Here is a 23,257-nt window from a genome sequence, read left to right as displayed (position 1 = left end):
TCAGCTCGTGCGATAAATCCGCTGCAGCATCCAAAGCGAGAACAGCAAACCAATGAGATGAGCAAACAACACCTGCGTGTTGCTCAGCACCGAAAGCATCTCTAAAGAAGTGATCGCCATATTTTCCCCCGCTCCCCTTGCTCCAATTGCAATGCCTGGCGTCTGCATCGAGGCCTGCACAAACAGGGCACCAGCCAAGGATTGATAGCCCACAGCGGCAAACACCAGTCCCAACAGATCAGCGAACAAACTGCGCTTGATCGTGCGACTGGCCTCCCCTCGACTCGGTCGCGCACCACTCGCCAAAGCCCGTCCCAGCCGGACCACCAACCAGCTCTGCCAAAGACTGAATAACAACACTAAAAACGCAAGGGTGGTCAACGACAGGCCCGGCCCTAATCCCAAGGCTTTATCGGCATTTCTGCTCAAACTGCCGCCGATGTTGTTGAACATCAACACCCCCAAAATCACAATGCCCAGGCCGGTTTGCGTCCAAAAGCGAATCCAAGCGGTGCGGCGCAAGCCAAGAGCGAGCAGTTGGAGATCGAGCCGATCGGCCATGCGATGTAGGAGGTCTGTCGTCCAAACTTGCCATCAACCACAGATCCGTGCACAACGCCGTTGATTCCTCTCTGCTCTCCACAGCAGGCCAAAACCCCCACCACCCTGGCGTTGGGCAGCTTCGACGGCCTCCATGCGGGTCATCGGCGGGTGATCGCGTCTGTGACCAAAACGGATCACCTCAATGCCATTCCCACGGTGGTGAGCTTCTGGCCGCATCCACGCGAAGTGCTGCACGGTGAACCACGTCTGCGCCTCGATCTCCCAGAAGAGAAGCTCGAGCTCCTGGAGCCGCTTGGCATCCAGCAGCTGGTCTTGGTGCCTTTCAACCGCCAACTAGCGCAGCTCAGTGCCGCCGAATTTGTAGAGCAGGTGCTGCTCGGTTGCCTCAAGGCCCAACAAATCGCCGTAGGGGCCAACTTCCGATTCGGTCGGGGCCGGGAAGGCGATACCAACACGCTGCGGGCCTTAGCGGAAGCCGCTGGGGTTCAGGTTTCGGTGTTGCCAATTTTGGAGGATGCCGGAGGACGGATGAGCAGCAGCCGCATTCGCGAAGCGCTCTCGAATGGCGACCTACAAGCCGCCAGCACCTTGCTCGGCCGCCCCTACCGCTTCCGGGGAACGGTGGTGCGCGGTCGAGGCTTAGGGCGCGAATTGGGCTGGCCCACCGCCAACCTGCAAGTGGATGGGCGCAAGTTTTTGCCAGGGCTTGGCGTCTATGCCGCCCGCACCTGGATTCAGCGAGATGGCGAAGGAAAGGGCGAAGCACTGCCGGCCGTGATGAATCTCGGCCCCCAGCCCACCGTGGACCCCAACTCACCTTCAGCCGTTGAGGTGCACCTGCTCGACAGGCGCATCGAACTGGTTGGCCAGGAGCTTGTCGTGGAACCGGTGGAACGGCTGCGCGGACAACAACGCTTTTCAGGCCTCGAGGAGCTCAGTGCGCAAATCGGAAAGGACGCCGCAGCAGCCCGTCAACGGCTTCAAGCCACAGCTGGGTAAGCGTTCGATAGTCCCCAGACGATGAACACACCAACCCCGCCCAGGAGGATGATCCCCCAAACCAGCACGTGCATGGTGCTCTCGGATCCGCTGTTGTCCATGGCCGCCGTAGAGCATGCGATCCTTCTCAGACTGCCATGGAGCCGATGGTTGTCGAAGCAGACGCCAACCTGCGCGTGGCGCGGCTGATCGACGCCAACCTGGATCGAGCACGAGAAGGGCTGCGTGTCATTGAAGACTGGTGTCGCTTTGGACTGGATCGGGACGATCTCGTCGTTCCGCTTAAAGACTGGCGGCAGCGACTGGGGCAACAGCATCACGATCGCTACCGCCGCGCCCGTTCCACGGCAACAGACGTTGCCGCTGGCCTGGGCCATCCCGCTCAAGCGAGTCGTTGCACAGCCCAAGCGATTGTTAAAGCCAATGCCAGCCGGGTGCAGGAAGCCCTGCGCGTTTTGGAGGAATTCGGGCGCAATCTCGATCCAGAGCTAGCCAGCAGCGCTGCTGAGATCCGCTACGGGCTCTATGACCTTGAGGTCCGCATTCTCGATGCCTGCGGGCATCAGCACAGGCAGGAACGCCTCGAGGCCGCCAAGCTTTGCCTGATTACGGATCCCGATCGAGACAACAATCTGGAGCGATTGCTTCAGGGGGTTGAAGCCGCTCTGATGGCCGGCGTCAGCCTGGTTCAGTACCGCCGCAAACAGGGCAATGACCAACAACGCCTCGTTGAAGCGCAAGCCCTGAAGACACTTTGCAGCCGCTTCGGAGCCCTGTTCATCATCAACGACCGCATTGATCTGGCGCTCTTGGTGGATGCCGATGGCGTGCATCTCGGCCAGGACGATCTCCCCCTTTCAGAGGCGAGACAACTGCTCGGCCCGGAGCGCTTACTGGGACGCAGCACCCACCGCTTGGAGCACCTGCTCGCGGCCCAGCACGAGGGCGCCGACTATCTAGGCGTTGGCCCCGTCTTCGCCACCGCCACCAAACGCGATCGCAGCCCAGCCGGCCTGAGCTGGGTCACAGAAGCCAGTCGACATGCCGTCGTGCCCTGGTTTGCGATCGGTGGCATCGATGCTGAAACGATTCCCTCGGTTCGTGCTGCCGGTGCTCAGCGCGTCGCCGTGGTGAGCGCGATCATGGGCTCCAATGATCCGGAAGAAGCGAGCCGGACCCTGCTCCAAACCCTCACGTAATCCTCCTTGCCTTGGTGCCATGCAATTCACGGTGAACGGCGAACAGCGCAGCCTTGATCCATCCGCCACAAGGCTGGATCAAGTGATTCAGCAGCTTGGCCATCACCCACGACTGGTCGTTGTGGAATACAACGGCCTGATCCTGACGCCGGAGCTCTGGGAAGCCCAGCAGGTTCAAGACGGTGACAACCTCGAGATCGTCACCATCGTGGGCGGTGGTTCCTAGAGTTACTGGACTGCGATATGCCGTCTTGGCCTCCTCCAAACTCCGCCCCCAGGCTGGTCAAATCAGACGCTGGCTCTCGGGATTGCTGGTGCCAGTGTTCGTGGTTGGTCTGCTGCTGATCAGTCCCCAGCCCAGTGAAGCCGCCCGCGGCGGCCGCATTGGAGGCGGCAGCTTCCGCGCCCCGTCCATGCCGCGAGGTGGGGGATACAGCCGCAGTTATGGCGGCGGCGGATACGGCCGTGGGTATGGACGCGGAGGCGGAATGGGCTTTCCGTTCATCATCCCGATCTTTGGTTTTGGCGGAGGCGGCCTCTTTGGCTTCTTAGTGCTCGCGGCGATCGTGGGTGTGGTGGTGAATGCCGTGCGCAATGGCGGCGGTGGCGGATCCCCTGCGATCGGCGGTGGTTACCGAGCCCCTCGTGAACTGTCCACCGGACCTGTGTCGTTGCTGCAAATGCAGATCGGATTGCTTGCGAGTGCCAAGTCGTTGCAAACAGACCTGCGTCAGCTCGCCGCATCCGCTGACACCAGCACATCATCTGGCCTGCAGCGGGTGCTTCAGGAAACAACCCTCGCCCTACTGAGACAGCCCGAGCTCTGGGTCTACGCCAACGTGGAATCAGGAAGCGTTCCCTTCAACGCATCGGAGTCAACGTTCAACCGTCTGTCGATGACTGAACGCAGCAAGCTGCGCGCTGAAATCACCACCAACGTGGGCGGTGTTCGCAATAGCAACGCAGCAGAATTAAGCAGCAGCGGAGAGGCGGACGCCACCAACGAATTCATCGTGGTCACGGTGCTTGTGGCGAGCCGTCAAAGCGTGAAGCTCAAGCAAGCCAACAGTGGTGAAGACCTACGCGAAACGCTGCGCATCCTTGGCTCCACGTCCTCCTCTGACCTGATGGCCCTCGAGGTAATTTGGCAACCCGATGGAAGCGGAGACGTCCTCAGCGCCGATGAGCTGGTGATGGCCTATCCAAATCTCCAGCACCTCTGATCTGATTTAAGAAAATCTTCCGCCACATTCTTGCCATCAAACAAGCGGTCAGGGATTCAACTCAATAGGTTTAAATCACTACCTCCCGAGTTGAGTCTTGACCTCCACTGCTCCACGCTTAGACCCCAGAGCCATGCAGTGGCAGACGAATGGAGAGCTCGATCAAGGCGACCTCATCGAGCTGGTTTGCCATCTCCGCAATGTGGAATGCGACCAGCACAGCGACGAGCTTTCACGCTTAGGCCAAAGGCACACAGAGGACAACCAAACCGGCAAGATCACCCAAAAGCAGGCCGCTTAAATCAGGTGCTTCTTTGCAAGATGCGCAAGGCAGCCATCGCTGCGCCATAGCCGTTATCGATATTGACCACCGCCAGGCCTGGTGCGCAGCTCGCCAGCATTCCATCGAGAGCGGCACGGCCACCAGCGCTGACGCCATAACCCACAGACACAGGCACGCCGATCACCGGTTGGGGCAAAAGGCCAGCGAGAACCGTTGGCAGCGCACCTTCCATGCCAGCGCAAGCAATCAGAACCGAGGACTGCTGAAGTTTTGGCAGTTGATCTAACAATCGATGCAGCCCTGCAACCCCCACATCCAACAACAGGTCTGCATCAATGCCATGCCAATGCAAGGCAAGTTGCGCTTCTGCAGCGATAGGAAGATCACTGGTGCCGCCACTGAGAACCGTTACGGTCCCAAGCTCAGGTCGCAGCGGCGGCGGGGTTCCAGACGTTAAACATCGGGCCCGGGCCTCGAAATGCACAAGCTGCGTGTTGCAGCGCTCAAGAACAGCCTTGGCCTTGGTCTCATCCACACGCGTGACCAGAGCTGGCTGATCCCTAGCCGCAAAGGCTTCAAGGATCGCCACGATCTGATCCACCGTTTTATGCAATCCCCAGATCGCTTCACTGATGCCGAGACGATCGCTCCGTTGCCAGTCGAGACGAACGTCTTCGCTGCTCATGGCTTTAACAGCTCTCCTTCAAACACCAAAGGGAAGGGATTGTCCATCTCTTGAGGCAGCGCCATCGCTTCACGAGCAAGCTGCTCAAAACGATCTTGAACCTCAGCCACCTGTTCGCTGGGGATGGCTTTCCAAGCCTGACGGCTCGACCAGCGAATCAATAGGGTGCCCTCCTCCGTTTCAGGGTCCCAGAGCAATTCGCGCCCAAGAAAACCCATTTGTTGCGCCAACCATGGTTCCCAGCTGCCTCGCTCGGCTTCCAGCCAGGCCTCACGCCCTTGCTCTGGAACCGAAAGGCGCAAATGCTCAATCACCGCAACGTCATATCCACCCTCTGGATCCGCAAAAGCAGCGAAACGCACGTCAGCCGATTGACCCATCAGGACGAGAACAACGCAAATCAGAGTTGCGACCCTAATCATGAATGGCTGAAATCGCTGGTAAAGGCTTTGCATCAAAGTGCCTGCAAGAGGGCCACGGCCTGACAAGAGATTCCCTCTTCCCTGCCTTCAGGGCCCAGCTTTTCATTGGTGGTGGCTTTCACACCCACCTGATCTGGAGCAACCCCAATCCTGAGGGCAATGGCCGATCGCATCGCCTCAATGTGGGGCTTGAGCTTGGGCCGCTCGGCGATCAATACCGCATCCACATTGACCACGCCCCAGCCGCGCACCTTCACCAAAGCAACAACTTGCTCCAGGAGCACGAGGCTGTCGGCACCTTTCCATTGAGGGTCGTCGGGAGGAAAGTATTTGCCGATGTCCCCCAAAGACAACGCCCCCAACAGGGCATCCATGATCGCGTGCACCAATACATCCGCATCGCTGTGACCATCAAGACCTAGCCCTGCTGGATGCTCCAGCTGCTGACCACCAAGAATGAGAGGCCTGCCCGGCACCAAACGGTGGATGTCATAGCCGTTGCCAATACGAAAGGAGGTTGTGGTCACTGGGGTTTGTGGGGTGCTGTTACTCATCTGTTATTCGATACAACGAGTGCTGAGGAGATTTTGAGACTGCCCGTTGAACGTCCCAAAGAGGAGGATTGAGGTGATGTGAGACCAGAAATCGCCAACTCCAAAAACGCAACGTTGTCGATCAAACCATTCTCGCTACTTGCACCGCCAACTGCACAGAAGAAATCAATGAACAGTCCCCCTAATGGGTTAGAGGATTATGCCCAGTGCCAGCCAATCTTTGAATCGATCAGCGTCATTCGCTCTCAGTGCCATCAGTAGCTGATGCAGCAGAGCCAGTGCCAAGCATTCCCCACTGCAATAAAAACCCCGCTCGCAGAAGGACTAGCCAAGGCTTAGCAGAAGCACTATTAGTAACAACATCAATAAAGCTTATTTTGCTACCAACCAAGGAAGCCATTCAATTATCGAGGTGCTAGTAGGTTGTTTACTTGGTATTTCTCCACACTTGGCTGGAGATAATCCAATACCTAGATAACTCCAAGACTTGGTTACGATTAAGTGGTTGAATATCAATACAAGCAATGTTTACTGTTTTGTTTTTTGCCTATCTTTCTTTAGTTGTTGCGATCAGTTACCTTGCCTCCAGAGTAATGGCCTGAGCCGAGTTGCATTCCATCCAACTCTTTACTGAATACTCACAAAGACATTAGGAAAAACGATAACTTTTCAGAACGAACATCAACATGCCTCTTTCCTAACATCGCCATCTCTCATCGAAAACACAGCAAGCGCTCCACAGGCCTGACCATAAAAAAGAGCGGAAGATTAGGGAACCTAGTCCTCCAAAGCCTGTGATCCACTAACGAGAGATGCCCATGCCACCTGGTAATCCACCTCCACTTTGCGTATGGCTGGCCTGCCTCTCGATTGGCATCGGACTAGGCGGAACATTAATGCAAGTGCTGATGACATTTTAAAGGTTTTGATTCACACCTAAAAAGTGACCAGTAAAAACATTCTCGCAATAACCGAAGCAACCTGATGGAAATTACTCACTACGGGCAGAACTAGAAAGCCTTATCAAACTACCTCTTAAGATCAGAAGTTAGTCCCTCATAAGACTGATGCAGAGGATGGCCTGGATGGTGCCTTCCCTCAGCATAATATAGCTTTTCAACGAGAAGGTCAGGCAACTTTTCATCCCCAAAGATCAAATCCATAACAAGCTTGATCGGCGAACGGTTTTGATTCAGCTCTTGCATGGCTGAGGACTCGATTCCCTCAAGCTCATCCTTGGACAGGCTGAGCTCCTGAAGGAGTTCTTGAATCACACGTTGTTCATCAACATTAATCTTGAGGCGATCCCGAGGTTGCTTTGAAACAGCGGCCACGAGATAGGCCACTCGGGCAGCAAGACAACGCTCTTCATGGCTCGTTAAGGCCTCTACCAGCTCTTTGAGACTGAGCGTTGAAGATTCTGCTTGATGAACAAGATCATCCTCAACCGTATCCGTATTAACAGAAATCTGGTGAGGAAGATCGCGGATCAATTGCTCCTCTTCCTTTGAGATATTTCCATCACTTAAGGCAATTAATTTAGCAATCTCGAGCATCGTGCTCATCGTTCTCTTCGTCACCCTGCTGTTTGCCATCACTGAAACCAGAGGGCTCTTCTTTCAACAATCAATAGCACGAGGCCTTTTTTTCATCCAAAGCAGCCATGAAGAGAGGCCGCCCCTCCCAGATGGAAGAGACGGCCTAACTCGCTCGTTTATGCATATCGCAAACCATTAATCAGTGAACCTGTATCGCTGAAGTCTGAACCTCGTATCGAAAACAGTGAACTGAAAGGGTGGTGCGAAGCGACTGTCTGCAGGATCACCTGGGGCCGGGGCTCTAGGTGTGGGGTCGTGTTCTCCGTAGGGCACCTAATACGGTGCAGATGGAGCATCGATTGGCGTGGCGCGCAAGGCCTTGCCTACCAAAGGAACAACCCACGTCTTGTTGAGACTGTTGGAGCAGGGACCTGAAGTCAGCTTGCTTCTGCTGATAACTCAGGTGGAGTGTCGTCTGTCAAAAGCGCCTCCGATCTCGATGTCCATAGTTTGTGCCAACAGCGCACACATGCCATCGGTGTAAAGGCGCATTGCCTTCACAGCCAAAAACACCGAAATTAGAAGTGGCGTGCCTCATCAGCAGGCGTCAGTGCACACCATTCCTACAAAGAAGGGGTTGCTGAATTTTGGGTCTGCTGCCAACGCGTCCATAGATCTGGTCGACGTTCCTGGGTGCGCTGCTCACGCTGCTGCTGACGCCAAAGGGCAACAGCTCCATGATCACCGCTGCGCAGTACATCGGGCACGGTCATGCCGCGGAAATCCGCCGGGCGCGTGTAGTGCGAATGCTCAAGCAACAGATCGCTATGGCTTTCTTCCACTAAGGATTCCGGCGTGCCGACCGTGCCTGGCAGCAAACGCACCACCCCATTGATGATTGTCATCGCTGGAAGTTCACCGCCCGTGAGCACGAAATCCCCAATCGATACTTCCTCATCAGCCAGAGAGCGGATGCGTTCATCAAAGCCTTCGTAATGACCACACAGAAACACCAACTGGTCGTACTCCTTCGACCAGCGCTGTAAATCAACCTGACGCAGGGGTTGTCCCTGGGGTGACATCAACAGCACACGGCGTCGTGGGCAAACCGGTACCGACTCAAAAGCAGCAAACACCGGTTCCGGCTTCAGCACCATGCCGGCGCCCCCTCCATAAGGCACATCGTCCACCTTGCGATGACGGTCGATGGCGTGATCGCGAGGATTGTGGAGGTGCAGCTCCGCAATGCCTGCCCCAAAAGCACGACCAATCACACCAAGTTCAAGCAATGGCGCAAAGGCCTGCGGCGCCAAGCTGATCACATCGAGGCGATAGGGAGCCATCCGATCTCAGCTCTGTGGACGGCTGACGCGCCTGATCTCCGAGCAGAAACTGCCCTGCCGGGGCTGACCATCCTCATCAACCGCCGTGGTGCTTCGCAGGCGCAGGTTGGGTTTGGTGAACCAAATACGCTCCAGCACTTGGTCACCATTTCCCGCTTGCAAATAAAGCTCGAGGCTGGAATCAGGAAGCAACTGCCAACGCCCCGACTGCTCGCTGCCCCCTGCGTGAATCGCAAGAGATCCGTCGGCTTGAAAGGCAAGGGTGCTCTTGGCACCCTCAGCGGGAGTGACGTCCAAACAGGGCACCCCAGCGGCAACGGAAGCCGACACCTCCACCTCGCCCCGTTCACTGCTATGCCACTCCTGCTCCGAAGCATTGATCAGGAAGCGGCTACGCAAGCTCATCCAACGGCCCACGCAGAGGGCAAGAAAACCGTCGAGATCAGTCGGAGGGAACGGAGTTTGATCACTCATGTCTTGCATCTTCGCAGGTGCGGCATCCACCCGTTAATCGCCCACATACCCCAACTCCGCGAGTCGGGCCGGCTTGCTGCGCCAATCGGGAACCACCTTCACAAACAGCTCGAGGTACACCGGACCATCGATCAACGTCTGCATCTGCAGACGTGCGCCCTGACCAATCGTTTTGAGCATGGACCCGCCTTTGCCAATCAAGATTCCCTTCTGGCTTTTGCGCTCAACCAGCACCGTTGCCAATACCGCGGTGCGCGCACTGCCCTTACCTTTCGCGGGCACCTCCTCAATACGATCAATGCTCACCGCAACGCTGTGGGGCACCTCTTCGCGCGTATTGAGCAGCACCTGTTCGCGGATCAGCTCTCCCATCAGCACGCGTTCGGGCTGATCGCTCACCATGTCCGCTGGATAAAGCTGTGGTCCCTCAGGCATCAACGCACTAATCGCCTTCACCAACTCGGGGCAGCCGTCACCACTGAGAGCACTACAGCGATGCACCGGCCAATCGGTTTCGCCGAGAAGCTCGCGGTAGGCCGAATCGGCAGCATCTTTCTGCTCTAAGGGAACCAGATCCCACTTATTGAGCAACACCTGCACCGGCAACGGTTGCTGACGCAGCAATTGCACGATGAAGGCATCACCACGCCCTGGAGCCTCGTTTCCCTCGAGCAACAGCAGCACCTGATCCACCTCACCGATCGCTGATCGGGCACTGCGAACCAACCTCTCTCCCAAGAGATGATGGGGCTTGTGGATGCCAGGCGTATCCACAAGAATCAGCTGAGCTTCATCAGTAGTGAGGATCGCGCGCAGCCGATTGCGGGTGGTTTGGGCCACAGGCGATGTGATCGCAATCTTGTCGCCGATGAGCTGATTCACCAGCGTGGACTTGCCCACGTTGGGGCGACCAATCAGCGCCACAAAACCAGAGCGAAATCCCTCAGGCGTATTGCTTGTAAACGAACGAGACAAAGACTCAACCATCGTTTAAGTCTGCGCTGTCATCGGCGCTCTGCTGTGGTTTGGTTTCCGCCTTATGGAGTTGCTCGCTGATGTCATTGGACAGATCGGCCTCAAGAAACTGCTTGGTTTCTGGAAGCGCCAGCCTGAGATTCGATTGAAAGTCGAGTTCAATCTCCAAAGAATCCGCTTTGAGATCCAGAACGTGACCGCCGCTGCTGTGATCGTCCGCAAGAAAGTGAAAGTGATAACCAGGAATGTTCAAGCTGGTGGTGTGCGCTGGGCTCCAAAACCCCACCAGCGTTCCAGACACCTTTTCGATACAAACCACGGATTGATTGGTTGAAGCCTCGAGCAAGCCCACACCTTCAGGCACCCTCGACACCGTTCGCATCTCCACCTGTTCAAACAGCCCTTTGATCTTGATCGCGACGAACAAGTTGGCTCCAGGCCGAAGCGGGTCGATTCGCGCACCAAGATCCTCAATGCTGCCAATGTCCCTCACGCTGATCTGACGCTCAGCCTGAAAATGGGTGGCGACCCAAAAAGGGATGGCCTCATCAGGCGGCGCCTTGATCAAGCTGCCATCGGCCCTCGCCTGCCAACAGACCCCATCGAGAAGAATCCCTTCACCATCGAGTTGTTCAAAGGTGCCAAGACCAAAGTCGCCATGGTCGATGAGGTCTTTTACCTGCAGAGCGCCCCCAAAAACCCCTTCCACAACAGCGGTGGAAGTGGAGAGCTGCCAAAGGGTGTGATGGTCGAGATCGAGGTAATCCGCTAACGCTTTGCGAACCACGGCGCTTCGCGTCTCTCCGCTTTGCTCGCAATGACGCTGCAAAGCCTGCCAATGCCCAGCCGGCAGATTTAGATGCAGATCATGACCTTGTTGAGCTTCCACGCTTCACCGACTGGCTGTCCTCACTTTGGCCAGACTTGCCTCAAATAAGGGTGTCGCAAACAACTGTTGAGAGAGAGCCACGCAATCCTTATCTGCCTACTCTGCTCGGACTGCTCATCCCATCCTCAGCGCCATGACAGATCAGGACTCAACTGTTCCGTCAGAAACCGATCCGCAAACTCCAGATTCTGTGCAAGCGCCCAGTTTTCAACAGGCGATGGAAATTGCCGCTATCTGGCTCCAGCAATGGGACCAAGAAGAAATCAGTGATGAGGTGATTGCTGATCGCGTGGGAGAGCTGGTGGAGAGCCGCGATGGAGCGCGAGGCTTTTTTGTGATCAGCCTTGCTGGCGACAGTGCCCTGATGGATCGATTGCCTGAAGCCCTTGTGGGCAAATTGCGTTCCTGCGGTGAAGGAGTTGTGGACCTCACCGTTCGCAATCTGGCAATGAGCGCAGCGATGGTGGTGCACCACCGCAAGCAAGCGGATGACTTGCAAGCTGCAGGTTCAGAGCGTGTGAACCTGCGCTGCACCGAGTTGCTACGCCAACTCGAACCTCATAGTGTTAAAGAACGCTTAGAAACCTTGTTGGCAGCAGCAAGCAACAATCAAGGCAGCGATGTGGCCTTTCTAGAACGCTGGGGGTACGACGCCAACCAGAAAACAGCGATTGCACGAGCAGTGGATGCGATAGCAGATTAATTGCTGTAGCGGACTAATTCTTATTTTCAACTCAGAACAAAAGCGACATTTGCATTCCTAAAACCAAAGCATCCGGCACCGAACCTGTACCTGAAGGATTGAACACGTCTTCAATGTTGGACTGAAATGAATCGGAGCCATTGATTGCTCAAAGGTCGGCTCACACTGTCCATAAAAAATCCCGGACAAGGCCGGGATTGAAAAAATTAGTTGGAAGAAAGTGTTGCCGCTTAGAGCAAATCAATTGCGACGACCACCACCCTGAAGGGCAATGATCAGGCGCAAGATGAAGATGAACAGGTTGATATAGGTGAGATACATTCCCAACGCACCGGCGAGATATTGATCATCTCGGTAGGTACGAGGCATCGTGTAAAAATCCACAAAGGCCATTCCCACAAACAACACGGTTCCAAATCCTGCAATCGCAAGATTGGTGGCTGCAAAGATCCCAGGGATGAAGAAACCGGCAACGAAGATGCCGACCATGGCGATCAACAGACCAATCAAGCCAAAACCCACCACTGCCGTGAGCGCTTGACCCACGCTGTCACTCATGCGCCGACCAACAATGGAGGCAATCGCAAAGGTGAGGCCCGTCGCGAGCGCAGCGATACCAATAGAAGCAACACCTGCAACCGCAACGGCTTGCACCACTAGGCCGGTAAGCGTGAAGCCCGTCAGCAAACTGAAGGCAGCCATCAACGGCAAGGCGGTGCCGTTATTGCCTTTTTTGGCGGCATTCTGTGCAACGAAGAACAGAATGAACCAAGGAATAATCGCAACCATCGACAGCCCATTGAAGGCTGGACCCATGGCAGCCATGGTGGACATGCCACCAAGGACACCTGCGGCGGTAAGCACCATGCCGCCGCCTACATAAGGCAGGGCTTTATTGACAACATTGGGGCCAACAAGAGCACTGGATTGTGCCTCGCGGATGGCCTCTTGAAAATTACTGCTGGCTGGCATGCCTTTCACTGAAGACTGCATATATCCTGACAGCGCTTTCAACGAATGGCCCGCTACTGAAGTGTGGATCCCCCTATCGATTTCAATGCGGGGGCATCCCTACTCAGGACCCGTGAGCAGGCTGATGCCATTAACTGTTGATGGATGAGCTTGTTCGTCAAAGCTGGCATAGGCCTCCACCACCCGTTGCACCAGCGGGTGACGCACCACATCAGCTGCGGTGAGATGGCAAACAGCAACTCCGGCCACCCCGTCCATCACCTGTGCCGCTTCCACCAAACCACTCAACTGCCCAGGTGGTAGATCCTGCTGCGTGACATCACCGGTCACCACCATGCGTGAACGCTCCCCTAAACGCGTGAGCACCATGCGCATCTGGGCTGGTGTGGTGTTTTGAGCCTCATCGAGAATCACAAATGCTCCCGCCAGGGTGCGACCGCGCATGTAAGCCAAGGGGGCTACTTCAATCACACCTCTCTCGAGCATGGAGGTGGTTTTCTCAGGTCCAAGCAGGGCATGCAGGGAGTCGTACAGGGGCCTGAGATAGGGATCAATTTTTTGCTGCAAATCGCCGGGAAGAAAGCCAAGACGTTCGCCAGCTTCCACAGCTGGCCGCGTGAGGATCAGTCGCTCAACCTTTCGATCCATGAGCATGCGCACAGCCAAGACCGCCGCCAGAAAGGTTTTTCCCGTACCGGCGGGCCCGAGCGCAAACGTGAGGTCATGGCGCTCCATCGCATCCACGTACTTCTTCTGACGCAAGGTGCGCGGACGCAACAGGTTGCCCTTTTGGTTGCGGGCGAGCACCTGATCGCCCATGGCGACATGATCCTCAGCTTGACCTGTATTTAGAGCACCGAGCGCTGATTGCAGATCAACCTGAGACACCGCTTGGCCGTCCTGCCAGATCGGCCTGACCAACTCAACCACCGCGGCGGCGCGTTCGATCTGGACAAGACTGCCCGACATTTCAAGCTGAAGACCCCGCATCACGAGGGAAGCACCGGTCAGAGCTTCCAGCTGATGCAGGGTCTGTTCCGCCGAACCTGCCAAGGCAAGAGCGGCTTCAGAGTGAGGTAAATCAAGGACGAAGCGACCTGTTGCGGCAGCTTCGGGCATGGATTTGATCAGCTTTCGGTGGATTCAGTGGCTGAATCGTCAGATTCACTGGCTGCTGCCGCTTCTGCCGCTTTCGCTTCTGCCGCATCTTTTGCAGCCTGCTTCACGGCAGCTTCGCGGGCCGCAGCTTGCTTCAGCTTGCCGATGGTCTCAGCGGGTCGCACCTTCTTTTCGAGCAGTCCGCCCTTCTCGAGCAGGAAACGAACCGCATCGGTGGGTTGAGCACCCTGGCTGAGGCGCACTCGCAAGGCCTCGGCGTCTAGACGGGTCTCCTTGGTGCGTGGGTTATAAAAACCCAGCTCCTGAAGGGGGCGGCCATCTCGGCGTGACGTGCTGTTGCAGGCCACGAGGCGGAAACTCGCTTCCCGCTTCTTACCGAACCGCTTCAGGCGGAGCTTGATCATCGTGGCGCTTGCTTAAAGGTGGATTTCAGAGCAACAAAAAAGTTGCGCTATGCAACCAACTTACCGTGCCGCGGACTCAAAGCTGACCAAAACCCTTCTTCTTTTTGTAAGGACGCTGCCTGCGGGGAGCCGCTCCAGGCTGCCCAGCGGGCATTCCACCCCCCATTCCTGGCATCCCGGGCATTCCTGGCATGCCAGGCATCCCGCCACCCATTCCGGGGAAACCACCGCCACCCATTCCTGGCATCCCGGGCATTCCTGGCATCCCGCCACCTTTGGTCATCTGCTGCATAAAACCGCGCATCTTTTGAAAATCCGCGAGCACCTTGTCCACATCCGCAGCCTGATAGCCACAACCGGAGGCAATCCGCCTGCGCCTCGAGGGTTGAGCCGCCAACAACTCTGGCTGCGAGCGCTCCGCCGCAGTCATCGAACCGATCATCGCTTCGATTTTTATTAACTGCTGCTCTCCCTGCTTGAGCATGCCGTCATCAATTTTGTTCATCCCCGGGATCATTTTCATCAACCCCCCAAGGGAGCCCATCCGCTTGATCAAGCGCATTTGCTGCAAGAAGTCGGAAAAATCAAACGACGCCTCCTGCAGCTTTTTCTGCATTTTTTCAACGTCAGCGAGTTCAACCTCCTTCTGCGCCTTCTCCACCAGCGTGAGCACATCCCCCATCCCGAGGATGCGACTCGCCATCCGCTCGGGATGGAACGGCTGGAGAGCCTCAACTTTTTCGCCCGTACCGATGAATTTGATGGGCTGACCGCTCACCTTGCGAATCGACAGCGCCGCGCCACCGCGGGAATCACCATCGAGCTTGGTGAGCACCGCTCCAGTAATCCCCACCTGATCGTGGAAGGCACGGGTGAGCTCGGCTGCCTCTTGGCCAATCATCGAATCCACGACCAACAGCACCTCATCGGGCTGCACGGCGCTACGAATCCGCACCATCTCCTCCATCATCTCGGAGTCGATTTGCAAACGGCCAGCGGTATCGACCAAGAGGGTGTCGTAACCCTCCTCTTTGGCCTTCGCCAAACCGGCCGCTGCGATGTCCTCAGGCTTGGCCTCGATCCCAAGACTGAAGACGTCCACACCAATCTGACCGCCGAGAGTCTTCAACTGCTCAATCGCAGCAGGGCGGTACACATCAGCCCCAACCATCAAGGCCTTACGCCCCTGATCCTTGAGATGGAGCCCCAACTTGGCCGTCGCCGTGGTTTTGCCTGCCCCCTGCAAACCAGCCATCAACACCACCGTGGGCGCTTGATCGGCCTTCGCGAGCGGGGCATTGCCGCCCCCCATCACGTCGACCAGCTGCTCATGCACCACCTGAATGAACTTCTGGTCGGGCGTTACACCACGAACAACCTCAGCACCAATTGCTTTCTCGCGGATTTCGGACACAAAATCCTTGACCACCGGCAGACTCACGTCCGCATCGAGAAGCGCCCGCCGGACCTCCTTAAGCGCCCCCTCCACATTCGTTTCGGAGATTGTGTCCTGGCCTCTCAGCCCTTTGACGGCATCTTCAAAACGGGCTGAAAGCTCGTCAAACATGGAGCAGGTCCGCGCAGCACTTCAGTTAACTGTAAAAGTCTTACCCCCTTTGTTGAACCTGATGGGTTCATCCAGAGACAGCACCTGAACCAAGTTGTTAGCCAGGGATATAGGCCTGCAAGCGCCAACCATCAGGATCTCGGCCAAGGATGTACGTCACCGGCAGGTTGCCAGCGGGAGTCTCATCCACCACCTCACCCTGATCATTCATGGTCTGATCGCGGTAGGTGAGTTGGGCCCTCACTTCGATGCGAGACGGGGTTGAACTCACCGTCTGAATGGAGGTGATCGAAGCTTGGACCTTTTGGACGAGACCATCCCGCAACAAGGCGGCTTGCTGATCACGCACGCGACCAACAAGAACGGGTCGGGCCACTTCAACCAGGGATTCAGAATCCCCGTTTTGGCTCAGCGCTGTTGCCTTGAGATCAAGCCATGTTTGGAGCAGGGCTTGCAGCTGAACCTCACTCGGTTTCTCCACCGCTAATGGCGCTATGAGCTCATTGGGCTTGCGGCGCTCCTGCTTGAGGGTGGCCTTTGGCTCAGAAGACACAACATCCTCGGTGGGAAGGGCCTCCTCGGTGGGATTCGTTGTTGAAGTAGATGCTGATTGCTGCTGCGCCTCACGCCTGAGCCCCACAAGGCTGAATCCCACCACCACGAGCACGACAACGACACCTGAGCCGATCAACACAGAACGCCTGGGCTGCGGCCATGAGGGCCGATTCACCGACAGCCGAGAGAGCGACAGCCGGGGCAGAGACATCCGAGACACGGACATCCGAGACAGTGACAACTTCGACATCGAAAGACGCGACAGTGACAGTCGAGACAGGGACGGGCGGCGGATGTTCAGATTCGTCCAGGCCAATGGAATGATCCTGCGCAGCCCACTCCCTCTGCCCTCCTCCTCCCCAGGATCTGAGCTGTCCTCAGGGACAGGGTCCACGTCGCCGAAAGACAGGGGCATGGCGCCCTCTGGATCAAGGCCAAGTGGGGGGAGATTGCCGAAGCTCCAATCCGACTCAGAAACAGGCGTTGCAGACGGGTCGGCAGACGCCACGCTTCGCCCTTCCTGGCGCTCAAGGCGCTCCACATACGCCTGCACATCGCGATCAGCGAACCAAGCCTCCAGGTCAACCACCTGGGCATCCACATCGCGATAACCGGGGAGAACATCCCGTCCCAACCAGCTGCGGCAGTAGTCAAATAAAGCTGCGAGATCGTCACTGGGGTGGTTCGCCAGCCATTCCTGCAGATCCGCATCAGGACTGGCATGGACGTGCTCCAACGCCCGGTCCACATCACCGAGCAATAAATCCATGCATCCCAGCAATGGATTGAGATCTAAACCAACAAGAACCAAGGCTTGTAGCTGGCCGCGGGCGTCTTGAATACGCTCGGGCTTGCGCTGGGAAAATCCAGCGGCTGCTAATGCCATCACGGAGAGGAAGCTGGCATCAGACGAGCCAAACCGCTCCCAACGCCCGTAAAGATCAATTTGTTCTTGAACGGTTAGAAACCGGCGAATCTGCTGAAAGAACAACTCAAAACTGCCCTGGTCCATACCAGCCGTCGTTAATTCAGCAGCACCCCCCTCCAGGCCACCGCGATTCTGAACAAAGGTCTCCAGCATCACCAGTCCTTCCTGCCTGGCTGTTTGTTCCGCCAGATCACGGCTCAGCAGATCCAGAATTCGGTAAGGGGTGAGCTGCTCGAGATCCGTTTGAAGCCGCTGTCGATGATCGGGGAGCTTGCCCATGCGCTGGAGCAACTGCAGTCCCTCCGTCAGCAGTCCTGCAGCCGATTCATAGCGACGCTGTTCCTGATCTTGACGGGCCGCATCCCGGCAAGACAGTGCCGCTAACAGGGCAAGGTCCGACTCACGTCCACTACCAAGGGCGGGCGCCTGCGGAGGTTGCAGAACCTGGCGGGTGAGCTGAAAGGTCTCGTGTGGAGCGTGAGCCTCCCAAAGCAGCATCAAACCAGCGACCTCCCGGCTGGACGGCATTTCCAGCCCAGCGGTCTCTTCCGGATGATCACGGCCCAATTTGAGCAGGGTGCTCTCGTAGTCCTGCCGTCGCGCCGCATCGCTTAGGAGGTCGGCAGAAAGCCTCAACAGTTCAGCCCTCTGCATGAGGACCTCATGGGTGAAACCCTGATCGGGGCAGCGATCGAGACGCAACTGCAGCGTCCGCAACACCGACTCGGTTTCAGCTGAAGGGCTGACGCCCAACAGGCGGAAATGATCGATGGGCAATTCCACCAGCGTTGCGTTCATTAGCAGTGAGACTTTAGGCAGTGAAAGGGGTTTTGCCCATTGCCTCAACACGGCCCCTTAAAGTTCGTTGTCAAAGAGGTGGTGCCATGAGTCAGGACATCGCAGTAAGCGCAGCTGCAGGCATCGATCAAAAGCTTGCGAAAGGCGCGTCCCCGGTAGGAGCTCACGCCGAGCGATTGTCGTCTCTCGTGACGACCAAAAGAGCCAGCGTGGACCGCGAGACGGGCCTGAGGCTCTATCGGGACATGACCCTCGGTCGACGTTTTGAAGACAAATGCGCGGAGATGTATTACCGCGGCAAGATGTTTGGTTTCGTTCACCTGTACAACGGCCAAGAGGCGGTGAGTACTGGCGTGATCGGCGCCATGAAGCGTCAGCACGACTGGTTTTGCAGCACCTACCGCGATCACGTGCATGCCTTGAGCGCAGGCGTCCCGGCCCGCGAAGTGATGAGTGAGCTGTTTGGTAAGGAAACCGGCTGCAGCAAGGGCCGAGGCGGATCAATGCATCTGTTCTCAAAGCCCCATCACATGCTGGGGGGGTTCGCCTTTATCGGCGAAGGAATCCCTGTGGCCCTAGGCGCTGCCTTCACCAGTCGCTACAAGCGTGATGCCATGGGGGATTCCAGTAGTGACTCCGTCACCGCAGCCTTCTTCGGAGACGGAACCTGCAACAACGGGCAATTCTTTGAATGCCTGAACATGGCCCAACTTTGGAAATTGCCCATCCTGTTTGTGGTGGAGAACAACAAATGGGCGATCGGCATGGCCCATGACCGTGCCACCAGCGATCCAGAGATCTGGCGCAAAGCGGCTGCCTTCGGCATGGCTGGAGAAGAGGTGGATGGGATGGATGTGCTCGCCGTACGAGCCGCTGCCGAACGGGCCATCGAACGGGCGCGAGCTGGCGAAGGTCCAACAGTTCTTGAATGCCTCACCTATCGCTTCAGGGGCCACTCATTGGCCGACCCTGATGAGCTCCGAGCCGAGGAGGAGAAGCAATTCTGGGCCAAGCGCGATCCCCTCAAAGCCTTTGAGCGTGATCTGGTCTCCGATGGTTTGGTGCATGCTGATGAGCTCCGTGCGATCGAGAAAGAGATCGATGCTGAGGTTCAGGACTGCGTGGACTTTGCTCTCAATGCACCCGAGCCAGATGGCTCAGAACTGACGCGCTACATCTGGGCGGAAGACTGAGTTATGTCCTCTTAAAGACCATGCAATCTCGCTTGGTCGGTCGCTGCCCTGAACACCAGGGCATGACGCTTCACCAGGGGGTCGAGGGCGTCATAGCCACCACCAATCACGCTTGCGACTGGGATCTGACGACGAAGGCAGGCATCAAACACGAGATGATCGCGTTGCAAAAGGCCTCGGTCGGACAGGCAAAGCCGGCCCAAGCGATCGTCTCGATGCGGATCCACGCCAGCGTTGTAAAGCACCAGTTCGGGCTTGAAGCGATCGAGAAGTGAGGGGAGCGCCTCACCAACCGCAGCCATATAGGCCTGATCCTCAACGCCATCTTCGAATGCCAAATCGCAATCGCTGCTCTGCTTCCGAGACGGAAAGTTGGATGCAGCATGAGCAGAAAAGGTGAACACCCGCGGATCGTCAGCAAAGATCAGCGCCGTGGCATCGCCTTGATGCACATCCAGATCCACAATCATCAAGCGGGTCAGGCGAGCCTCCTCAAGCAAGACCCTGGCTGACACGGCAATGTCATTGAAGATGCAGAAACCACTGCCGTAGTCGGGGAAGGCATGGTGCGTACCACCAGCAAGGTGACAAGCCACACCATGCTCAAGAGCCAACCTGGCCGTGAGCAGTGTTCCTCCCACCGCTAACCAGGTGCGTTGCACCAAAGGTGTGGTGGCCGGAAGACCAATCCTGCGTTGCGCTTGCCGATCAAGCTTGCCCCGCGCAAACGCCTCGTGATAACAGCGCCGATGCACAGTTTCGAGCCAGCGGCGAGGAACAGGAAGAGGGGCATGAATCTGATTCGATTCAGCAAGACCTAACTCGCTGAGAGCCGCAAACAACATCCTGAACTTCGCCATCGGAAAGCGATGGCTCGACGACAGAGGTGCGCTATAGGCCTGGTGATAAACGAGGGGGATGGCCACTAGCTTTCAAAGCTCTTCAATATTTTTGATTGAAATCAACAACCGCATCAATCAGCTGCGAATTGACTAATAGTGGAGGGGGATGGCTTGATTGGTTGTCTGATGCGCACTCTTCTCTTCGTAACACTTGGTGGATTATCGGCGGTTGCCTAAACGATGACTGCGGATGCTTCGATGCAGGCACAAGTTCAAAGCTACGCAGAAATGGTTTGCGGGACAAACCTGAAAACAGGACATCCTGAAGAAGCGTCGGCAAAGAAGCGCTGTATCTCTGGATTAATGAGGCTTGGCAAAAATGCTTTTAAACTCGCCTCACCAAGCATCCAAAAATGCAAGCAAGAAGCAAATTTCTTTGCATGCATTAGAGGACACACCACAGATAGAGCTGAGATTAAACAAGCAGCGAGGGAACATGGACGTGAAATCAAAACGATGTCTAAGACTCCTCATCACATCAACAGTCCGAGACTCGATAGACTAGGAGAAGCAATCCAAAAAGTCCTTGGGCAAAGGTCTATTCTTTGGTCAAACAATTCTAAAACCTGGGGATGCAAAGGCAGGAATTTATATGGCTATTACCGAATCAAAAACGAATTAGTGGTGATGTGCCAGGGGTTTCACAATGGTGATCTTGATGAATTAATTGACACGCTAAAGCATGAGGGATGGCATGCAGTTCAACACCGTTGTCGCAATGGAGTGCCTTATCTTGATGATCAGCAAATCTTAGAGCGCCTTCCACGACGGGATGTAATCAATGTCCATAACTATCACCCAAAGCAAAGACGACTAGAGAGCGAGGCAAGAGTGATGGCAAAGATCGACGATGCGCAGTGGATTCAATTAGTTAAACATGAATGCAAGGGGAAAGAGAAGAGGCCATACAAGCCAGACCTAGGCTTTACCTACTCAACTTTTTAAGCACTAAAAGCAATCAGAAAACCATTACATCTTGCATTAACGCAACAAGATTGACCAACAAAGTTCTATAGGTTGTGCGAAGTGACCGAATCAATCATCTGCTCTTTGAAGAGCCGAATGGTCACGATTTTGTCCAACCCTTCATGAGCACAACTAGGGCAAATAGCAGTTTTGACCCGTCTGAACTGCGGAGGTAGCGGGACACGCATTGAGCAGATGCGGCAGGGCAGTTCATTTCTCATCACAAAAACATTCACTTTCAACTGAACCTTGAAATCCACATTCCTTCCATAAGGTCGTCGTCAAGATCACAGTGCTGACGCACGAACTCCTCAGCCTCACTCTTAGACGGCTCGATCTCGAGCCGCCTGTTCGCCAGTATCAACAGGTTCGAAGCCAAGTGGCTAACGAGAGAGTCTCTTGATTCTGCATAGCCCTCCGCATTACTTGGTGCAGCTCCAGTTTCGTATTCCAGTTTGATGTGAAACCTCAGGTTTCTGTCAAAAACAAGCTCTGAAGCTTCTCGCCAAGCCTTGGTGCTTTTGCTAGCGACACGTCTCTTTCGGAACTCAGCGATCAAGTAGGCAAGAAATGCTGAGACAACAAGGCAAGCAAGCGCACTCATCAGATCCCAGTACCACCACCAATGTGATGAGCTTCAGTATTGAAGGACTGCTCGAGGTGTTCGACAGAACGCTCAAATACGTCCCTTCGTCGCTGCAGGTTTAGCTCTTGCTGATGCGTTGCGCCATCCATGTGTTGTTGTCCACCGTTCATCATTTCCGTATAGGTAAGAGACCTGGGCTTGCTCGGCTTTTTGGGTTCGGTCAAGTGTTTGGTCTCAGAGATGAAGTCAGAAATGGCTCACCTTCTTGTTATTCGTACGTACTTGAGCACAACGGGGATAGTTTGTGGCTTTGGCCGTTTTGGCCTTACCGCTTGCATCTGGGATAAAACTGGAGCCCCACAAGACTCGCAGTTTCAGGTTCTAGGCATCCATCAAAAAGTGATGAAATCCGTTGATGAGCAGCAGCTCATCTGTCGATCAGAACGTTGGAGACATCCGACGAGTGAGATTACGCAGCTTGCGCAGCGACTTCAATTCCACCTGGCGGACGCGTTCACGCGAAACATCGAGCAAACGGCCAATTTGAGCCAAGGTGTGGCGCTCGTTGCCGTTTAATCCAAAACGCAGCGTGAGCACGTGTTGCTCTTGCTCACTGAGATGACTCAACCAGCGGCCGAGTTGTTCATGGTGAATGCGCTGCTCAACCTTGTCGAGTGGTTCTTCCGCAGAAGAATCAGCAATCAAATCACCAAGGAAGCTGCGACCATCTTCTCCATTCACGGGAGCATCAAGACTGCTGGTGGTGAGGGCCTGGCGCAGCAGGGAGTCGAGCTCCTCAACAGGCATATCCAAGGCTTCTGAAATCTCGAGGCGACTCGGCATCGCTCCAAGCTTGTGAGCTAAATCCAAACTCACCTTGCGGATCGTCGTGAGACGCTCGCTCAAGTGCACCGGCAGGCGAATGGTGCGTGACTGACAAGCGATTGCCCGCGTCATGCTCTGGCGAATCCACCAAAAGGCATAGGTCGAAAACTTATAGCCGCGGGTTGGATCAAATTTCTCAACAGCCCGTTCCAAGCCAAGCGATCCTTCCTGGATGAGATCGAGAAGCTCAAGACCTTTGCCTTGATATTTCTTCGCGACACTCACCACCAGCCGCAGGTTGGCCTTCATCATCCGCTGCTTCGCACGCTGACCAACGCGAATCAAGCGTCGATCCTTGGAGCTGAACTCCTCGCTGTCAGCAGAGACCGAGCCGTCCTGCGTGAGCTCCATGAACTTCTGAACCTGATTTCCAAGCTCAATTTCTTCAGCAGCGGTCAGCAGTGGTATTCGGCCAATCGTCGAGAGGTACCAACTAATCGGGTCGCTGCTTCTGCGTCTCTGGGTCTCGGAGGTCCGAGCTGTTGAGGAAACCATGTCAACTCGTCTCTTGGGCGTGGAGAGACTTTCCTA

At 55.9% G+C, this 23,257-nt stretch carries 26 protein-coding genes; 8 read left to right on the top strand and 18 right to left on the bottom strand.

Features of this window, described 5'->3' with window-relative positions; translation table 11 throughout:
• Window positions 1–561 carry a DUF3611 family protein gene (locus SynMVIR181_RS03875; RefSeq protein WP_186518473.1) on the bottom strand — a complete coding sequence of 187 codons (561 nt, stop codon included), beginning with the start codon at window positions 559–561 and terminating at the stop codon, window positions 1–3.
• A 60-nt stretch (window positions 562–621) separates the two neighbouring features.
• Here SynMVIR181_RS03875 and SynMVIR181_RS03870 point away from each other — a divergent pair, with 60 nt between their 5' ends.
• From SynMVIR181_RS03870 to SynMVIR181_RS03850, 5 genes are all read left to right on the top strand, one after another.
• A complete protein-coding gene (locus tag SynMVIR181_RS03870; RefSeq protein ID WP_186590483.1) occupies window positions 622–1,563 on the top strand; it encodes a bifunctional riboflavin kinase/FAD synthetase in 942 nt (313 codons plus the stop codon).
• A gap of 137 nt (window positions 1,564–1,700) precedes the next feature.
• Entirely contained in the window at window positions 1,701–2,762 is a 1,062-nt protein-coding gene (locus SynMVIR181_RS03865) for a thiamine phosphate synthase (RefSeq protein WP_186590482.1), read from the top strand.
• A 19-nt stretch (window positions 2,763–2,781) separates the two neighbouring features.
• Complete coding sequence (gene thiS / locus SynMVIR181_RS03860; protein WP_186590049.1) at window positions 2,782–2,988, top strand: sulfur carrier protein ThiS; 207 nt, start codon at window positions 2,782–2,784, stop codon at window positions 2,986–2,988.
• Window positions 2,989–3,013: 25 nt separating this feature from the next.
• Window positions 3,014–3,985, top strand: a complete 972-nt coding sequence (locus tag SynMVIR181_RS03855) for a DUF1517 domain-containing protein (RefSeq protein ID WP_186590048.1) — start codon at window positions 3,014–3,016, stop codon at window positions 3,983–3,985.
• Window positions 3,986–4,082: 97 nt separating this feature from the next.
• Complete coding sequence (locus SynMVIR181_RS03850; protein WP_186590711.1) at window positions 4,083–4,286, top strand: hypothetical protein; 204 nt, start codon at window positions 4,083–4,085, stop codon at window positions 4,284–4,286.
• A 1-nt stretch (window position 4,287) separates the two neighbouring features.
• Here the strand turns inward: SynMVIR181_RS03850 and larB are convergent, their stop codons facing one another.
• From larB to budA, 8 genes are all read right to left on the bottom strand, one after another.
• Entirely contained in the window at window positions 4,288–4,953 is a 666-nt protein-coding gene (gene larB / locus SynMVIR181_RS03845; protein WP_186590047.1) for a nickel pincer cofactor biosynthesis protein LarB, read from the bottom strand.
• A complete protein-coding gene (locus SynMVIR181_RS03840) occupies window positions 4,950–5,375 on the bottom strand; it encodes a TIGR03792 family protein (protein ID WP_255444415.1) in 426 nt (141 codons plus the stop codon). The genes larB and SynMVIR181_RS03840 overlap by 4 nt, the downstream gene beginning before the upstream one ends.
• A gap of 32 nt (window positions 5,376–5,407) precedes the next feature.
• Complete coding sequence (ispF, locus tag SynMVIR181_RS03835; protein ID WP_255444414.1) at window positions 5,408–5,902, bottom strand: 2-C-methyl-D-erythritol 2,4-cyclodiphosphate synthase; 495 nt, start codon at window positions 5,900–5,902, stop codon at window positions 5,408–5,410.
• A gap of 1,055 nt (window positions 5,903–6,957) precedes the next feature.
• A complete protein-coding gene (locus SynMVIR181_RS03830) occupies window positions 6,958–7,485 on the bottom strand; it encodes a TerB family tellurite resistance protein (protein ID WP_222929436.1) in 528 nt (175 codons plus the stop codon).
• A gap of 605 nt (window positions 7,486–8,090) precedes the next feature.
• Entirely contained in the window at window positions 8,091–8,810 is a 720-nt protein-coding gene (trmD, locus tag SynMVIR181_RS03825) for a tRNA (guanosine(37)-N1)-methyltransferase TrmD (RefSeq protein WP_186590044.1), read from the bottom strand.
• Window positions 8,811–8,816: 6 nt separating this feature from the next.
• A complete protein-coding gene (locus SynMVIR181_RS03820; RefSeq protein ID WP_186590481.1) occupies window positions 8,817–9,293 on the bottom strand; it encodes a phycobiliprotein lyase in 477 nt (158 codons plus the stop codon).
• A 24-nt stretch (window positions 9,294–9,317) separates the two neighbouring features.
• A complete protein-coding gene (era, locus tag SynMVIR181_RS03815; protein WP_186590043.1) occupies window positions 9,318–10,271 on the bottom strand; it encodes a GTPase Era in 954 nt (317 codons plus the stop codon).
• Window positions 10,264–11,148 (bottom strand): acetolactate decarboxylase, encoded by an 885-nt coding sequence (budA, locus tag SynMVIR181_RS03810; protein ID WP_186590042.1) that lies wholly within the window; start codon window positions 11,146–11,148, stop codon window positions 10,264–10,266. The genes era and budA overlap by 8 nt, the downstream gene beginning before the upstream one ends.
• 133 nt (window positions 11,149–11,281) lie before the next feature.
• Between budA and SynMVIR181_RS03805 the strand changes: the two genes are divergently transcribed.
• Window positions 11,282–11,851, top strand: a complete 570-nt coding sequence (locus tag SynMVIR181_RS03805) for a hypothetical protein (protein WP_186590041.1) — start codon at window positions 11,282–11,284, stop codon at window positions 11,849–11,851.
• Window positions 11,852–12,091: 240 nt separating this feature from the next.
• Here the strand turns inward: SynMVIR181_RS03805 and SynMVIR181_RS03800 are convergent, their stop codons facing one another.
• The 5 genes from SynMVIR181_RS03800 to SynMVIR181_RS03780 all read right to left on the bottom strand — a co-directional run bounded on the left by SynMVIR181_RS03800 (window position 12,092) and on the right by SynMVIR181_RS03780 (window position 18,194).
• Window positions 12,092–12,823, bottom strand: a complete 732-nt coding sequence (locus SynMVIR181_RS03800; RefSeq protein ID WP_186590040.1) for a Bax inhibitor-1 family protein — start codon at window positions 12,821–12,823, stop codon at window positions 12,092–12,094.
• Between the two features lie 99 nt (window positions 12,824–12,922).
• Complete coding sequence (locus tag SynMVIR181_RS03795; RefSeq protein ID WP_186590039.1) at window positions 12,923–13,942, bottom strand: PhoH family protein; 1,020 nt, start codon at window positions 13,940–13,942, stop codon at window positions 12,923–12,925.
• Window positions 13,943–13,950: 8 nt separating this feature from the next.
• Window positions 13,951–14,346, bottom strand: coding sequence for a 30S ribosomal protein S16 (rpsP, locus tag SynMVIR181_RS03790; RefSeq protein WP_186590038.1), 396 nt, complete (start codon window positions 14,344–14,346; stop codon window positions 13,951–13,953).
• A gap of 76 nt (window positions 14,347–14,422) precedes the next feature.
• Complete coding sequence (gene ffh, locus SynMVIR181_RS03785) at window positions 14,423–15,913, bottom strand: signal recognition particle protein (protein WP_186590037.1); 1,491 nt, start codon at window positions 15,911–15,913, stop codon at window positions 14,423–14,425.
• Between the two features lie 97 nt (window positions 15,914–16,010).
• Window positions 16,011–18,194: an ARC6/PARC6 family protein gene (locus SynMVIR181_RS03780; protein WP_255444413.1), complete on the bottom strand. Its 2,184-nt coding sequence runs from the start codon at window positions 18,192–18,194 to the stop codon at window positions 16,011–16,013.
• 86 nt (window positions 18,195–18,280) lie between these two features.
• Here SynMVIR181_RS03780 and pdhA point away from each other — a divergent pair, with 86 nt between their 5' ends.
• Entirely contained in the window at window positions 18,281–19,387 is a 1,107-nt protein-coding gene (gene pdhA, locus SynMVIR181_RS03775) for a pyruvate dehydrogenase (acetyl-transferring) E1 component subunit alpha (protein ID WP_186590036.1), read from the top strand.
• 11 nt (window positions 19,388–19,398) lie between these two features.
• Here pdhA and SynMVIR181_RS03770 read toward each other — a convergent pair whose 3' ends face one another.
• Complete coding sequence (locus SynMVIR181_RS03770) at window positions 19,399–20,313, bottom strand: histone deacetylase (protein ID WP_186590035.1); 915 nt, start codon at window positions 20,311–20,313, stop codon at window positions 19,399–19,401.
• Between the two features lie 156 nt (window positions 20,314–20,469).
• Here SynMVIR181_RS03770 and SynMVIR181_RS03765 point away from each other — a divergent pair, with 156 nt between their 5' ends.
• A complete protein-coding gene (locus tag SynMVIR181_RS03765; RefSeq protein ID WP_186590034.1) occupies window positions 20,470–21,234 on the top strand; it encodes a hypothetical protein in 765 nt (254 codons plus the stop codon).
• A gap of 259 nt (window positions 21,235–21,493) precedes the next feature.
• Here the strand turns inward: SynMVIR181_RS03765 and SynMVIR181_RS03760 are convergent, their stop codons facing one another.
• From SynMVIR181_RS03760 to SynMVIR181_RS03750, 3 genes are all read right to left on the bottom strand, one after another.
• Window positions 21,494–21,859, bottom strand: coding sequence for a hypothetical protein (locus tag SynMVIR181_RS03760; RefSeq protein WP_186590033.1), 366 nt, complete (start codon window positions 21,857–21,859; stop codon window positions 21,494–21,496).
• On the bottom strand, window positions 21,859–22,065 hold the full coding sequence (locus SynMVIR181_RS03755; protein WP_186590709.1) for a hypothetical protein: 207 nt from the start codon (window positions 22,063–22,065) through the stop codon (window positions 21,859–21,861). The genes SynMVIR181_RS03760 and SynMVIR181_RS03755 overlap by 1 nt, the downstream gene beginning before the upstream one ends.
• 214 nt (window positions 22,066–22,279) lie before the next feature.
• Window positions 22,280–23,221, bottom strand: a complete 942-nt coding sequence (locus tag SynMVIR181_RS03750; RefSeq protein ID WP_186524826.1) for an RNA polymerase sigma factor, RpoD/SigA family — start codon at window positions 23,219–23,221, stop codon at window positions 22,280–22,282.
• Window positions 23,222–23,257: the final 36 nt, after the last annotated feature.

This window comes from Synechococcus sp. MVIR-18-1, from assembly GCF_014279835.1.
Classification (GTDB): Bacteria; Cyanobacteriota; Cyanobacteriia; order PCC-6307; family Cyanobiaceae; genus Synechococcus_C.
Note: the sequence above shows the minus strand (reverse complement) of the source record. Positions and strands in the feature narration are given on the sequence as shown.

Bases quoted from the DNA above. Each gene is read 5' to 3' on its own strand.
- SynMVIR181_RS03875 (WP_186518473.1), bottom strand. From the start codon at position 561: ATGGCCGATCGGCTCGATCTCCAACTGCTCGCTCTTGGCTTGCGCCGC.
- SynMVIR181_RS03865 (WP_186590482.1), top strand. From the start codon at position 1,701: ATGGAGCCGATGGTTGTCGAAGCAGACGCCAACCTGCGCGTGGCGCGG.
- thiS (WP_186590049.1), top strand. From the start codon at position 2,782: ATGCAATTCACGGTGAACGGCGAACAGCGCAGCCTTGATCCATCCGCC.
- larB (WP_186590047.1), bottom strand. From the start codon at position 4,953: ATGAGCAGCGAAGACGTTCGTCTCGACTGGCAACGGAGCGATCGTCTC.
- SynMVIR181_RS03840 (WP_255444415.1), bottom strand. From the start codon at position 5,375: ATGATTAGGGTCGCAACTCTGATTTGCGTTGTTCTCGTCCTGATGGGT.
- SynMVIR181_RS03830 (WP_222929436.1), bottom strand. From the start codon at position 7,485: ATGCTCGAGATTGCTAAATTAATTGCCTTAAGTGATGGAAATATCTCA.
- trmD (WP_186590044.1), bottom strand. From the start codon at position 8,810: ATGGCTCCCTATCGCCTCGATGTGATCAGCTTGGCGCCGCAGGCCTTT.
- SynMVIR181_RS03820 (WP_186590481.1), bottom strand. From the start codon at position 9,293: ATGCAAGACATGAGTGATCAAACTCCGTTCCCTCCGACTGATCTCGAC.
- era (WP_186590043.1), bottom strand. From the start codon at position 10,271: ATGGTTGAGTCTTTGTCTCGTTCGTTTACAAGCAATACGCCTGAGGGA.
- SynMVIR181_RS03805 (WP_186590041.1), top strand. From the start codon at position 11,282: ATGACAGATCAGGACTCAACTGTTCCGTCAGAAACCGATCCGCAAACT.
- SynMVIR181_RS03800 (WP_186590040.1), bottom strand. From the start codon at position 12,823: ATGCCAGCCAGCAGTAATTTTCAAGAGGCCATCCGCGAGGCACAATCC.
- SynMVIR181_RS03795 (WP_186590039.1), bottom strand. From the start codon at position 13,942: ATGCCCGAAGCTGCCGCAACAGGTCGCTTCGTCCTTGATTTACCTCAC.
- rpsP (WP_186590038.1), bottom strand. From the start codon at position 14,346: ATGATCAAGCTCCGCCTGAAGCGGTTCGGTAAGAAGCGGGAAGCGAGT.
- ffh (WP_186590037.1), bottom strand. From the start codon at position 15,913: ATGTTTGACGAGCTTTCAGCCCGTTTTGAAGATGCCGTCAAAGGGCTG.
- SynMVIR181_RS03780 (WP_255444413.1), bottom strand. From the start codon at position 18,194: ATGAACGCAACGCTGGTGGAATTGCCCATCGATCATTTCCGCCTGTTG.
- pdhA (WP_186590036.1), top strand. From the start codon at position 18,281: ATGAGTCAGGACATCGCAGTAAGCGCAGCTGCAGGCATCGATCAAAAG.
- SynMVIR181_RS03765 (WP_186590034.1), top strand. From the start codon at position 20,470: ATGACTGCGGATGCTTCGATGCAGGCACAAGTTCAAAGCTACGCAGAA.
- SynMVIR181_RS03760 (WP_186590033.1), bottom strand. From the start codon at position 21,859: ATGAGTGCGCTTGCTTGCCTTGTTGTCTCAGCATTTCTTGCCTACTTG.
- SynMVIR181_RS03750 (WP_186524826.1), bottom strand. From the start codon at position 23,221: ATGGTTTCCTCAACAGCTCGGACCTCCGAGACCCAGAGACGCAGAAGC.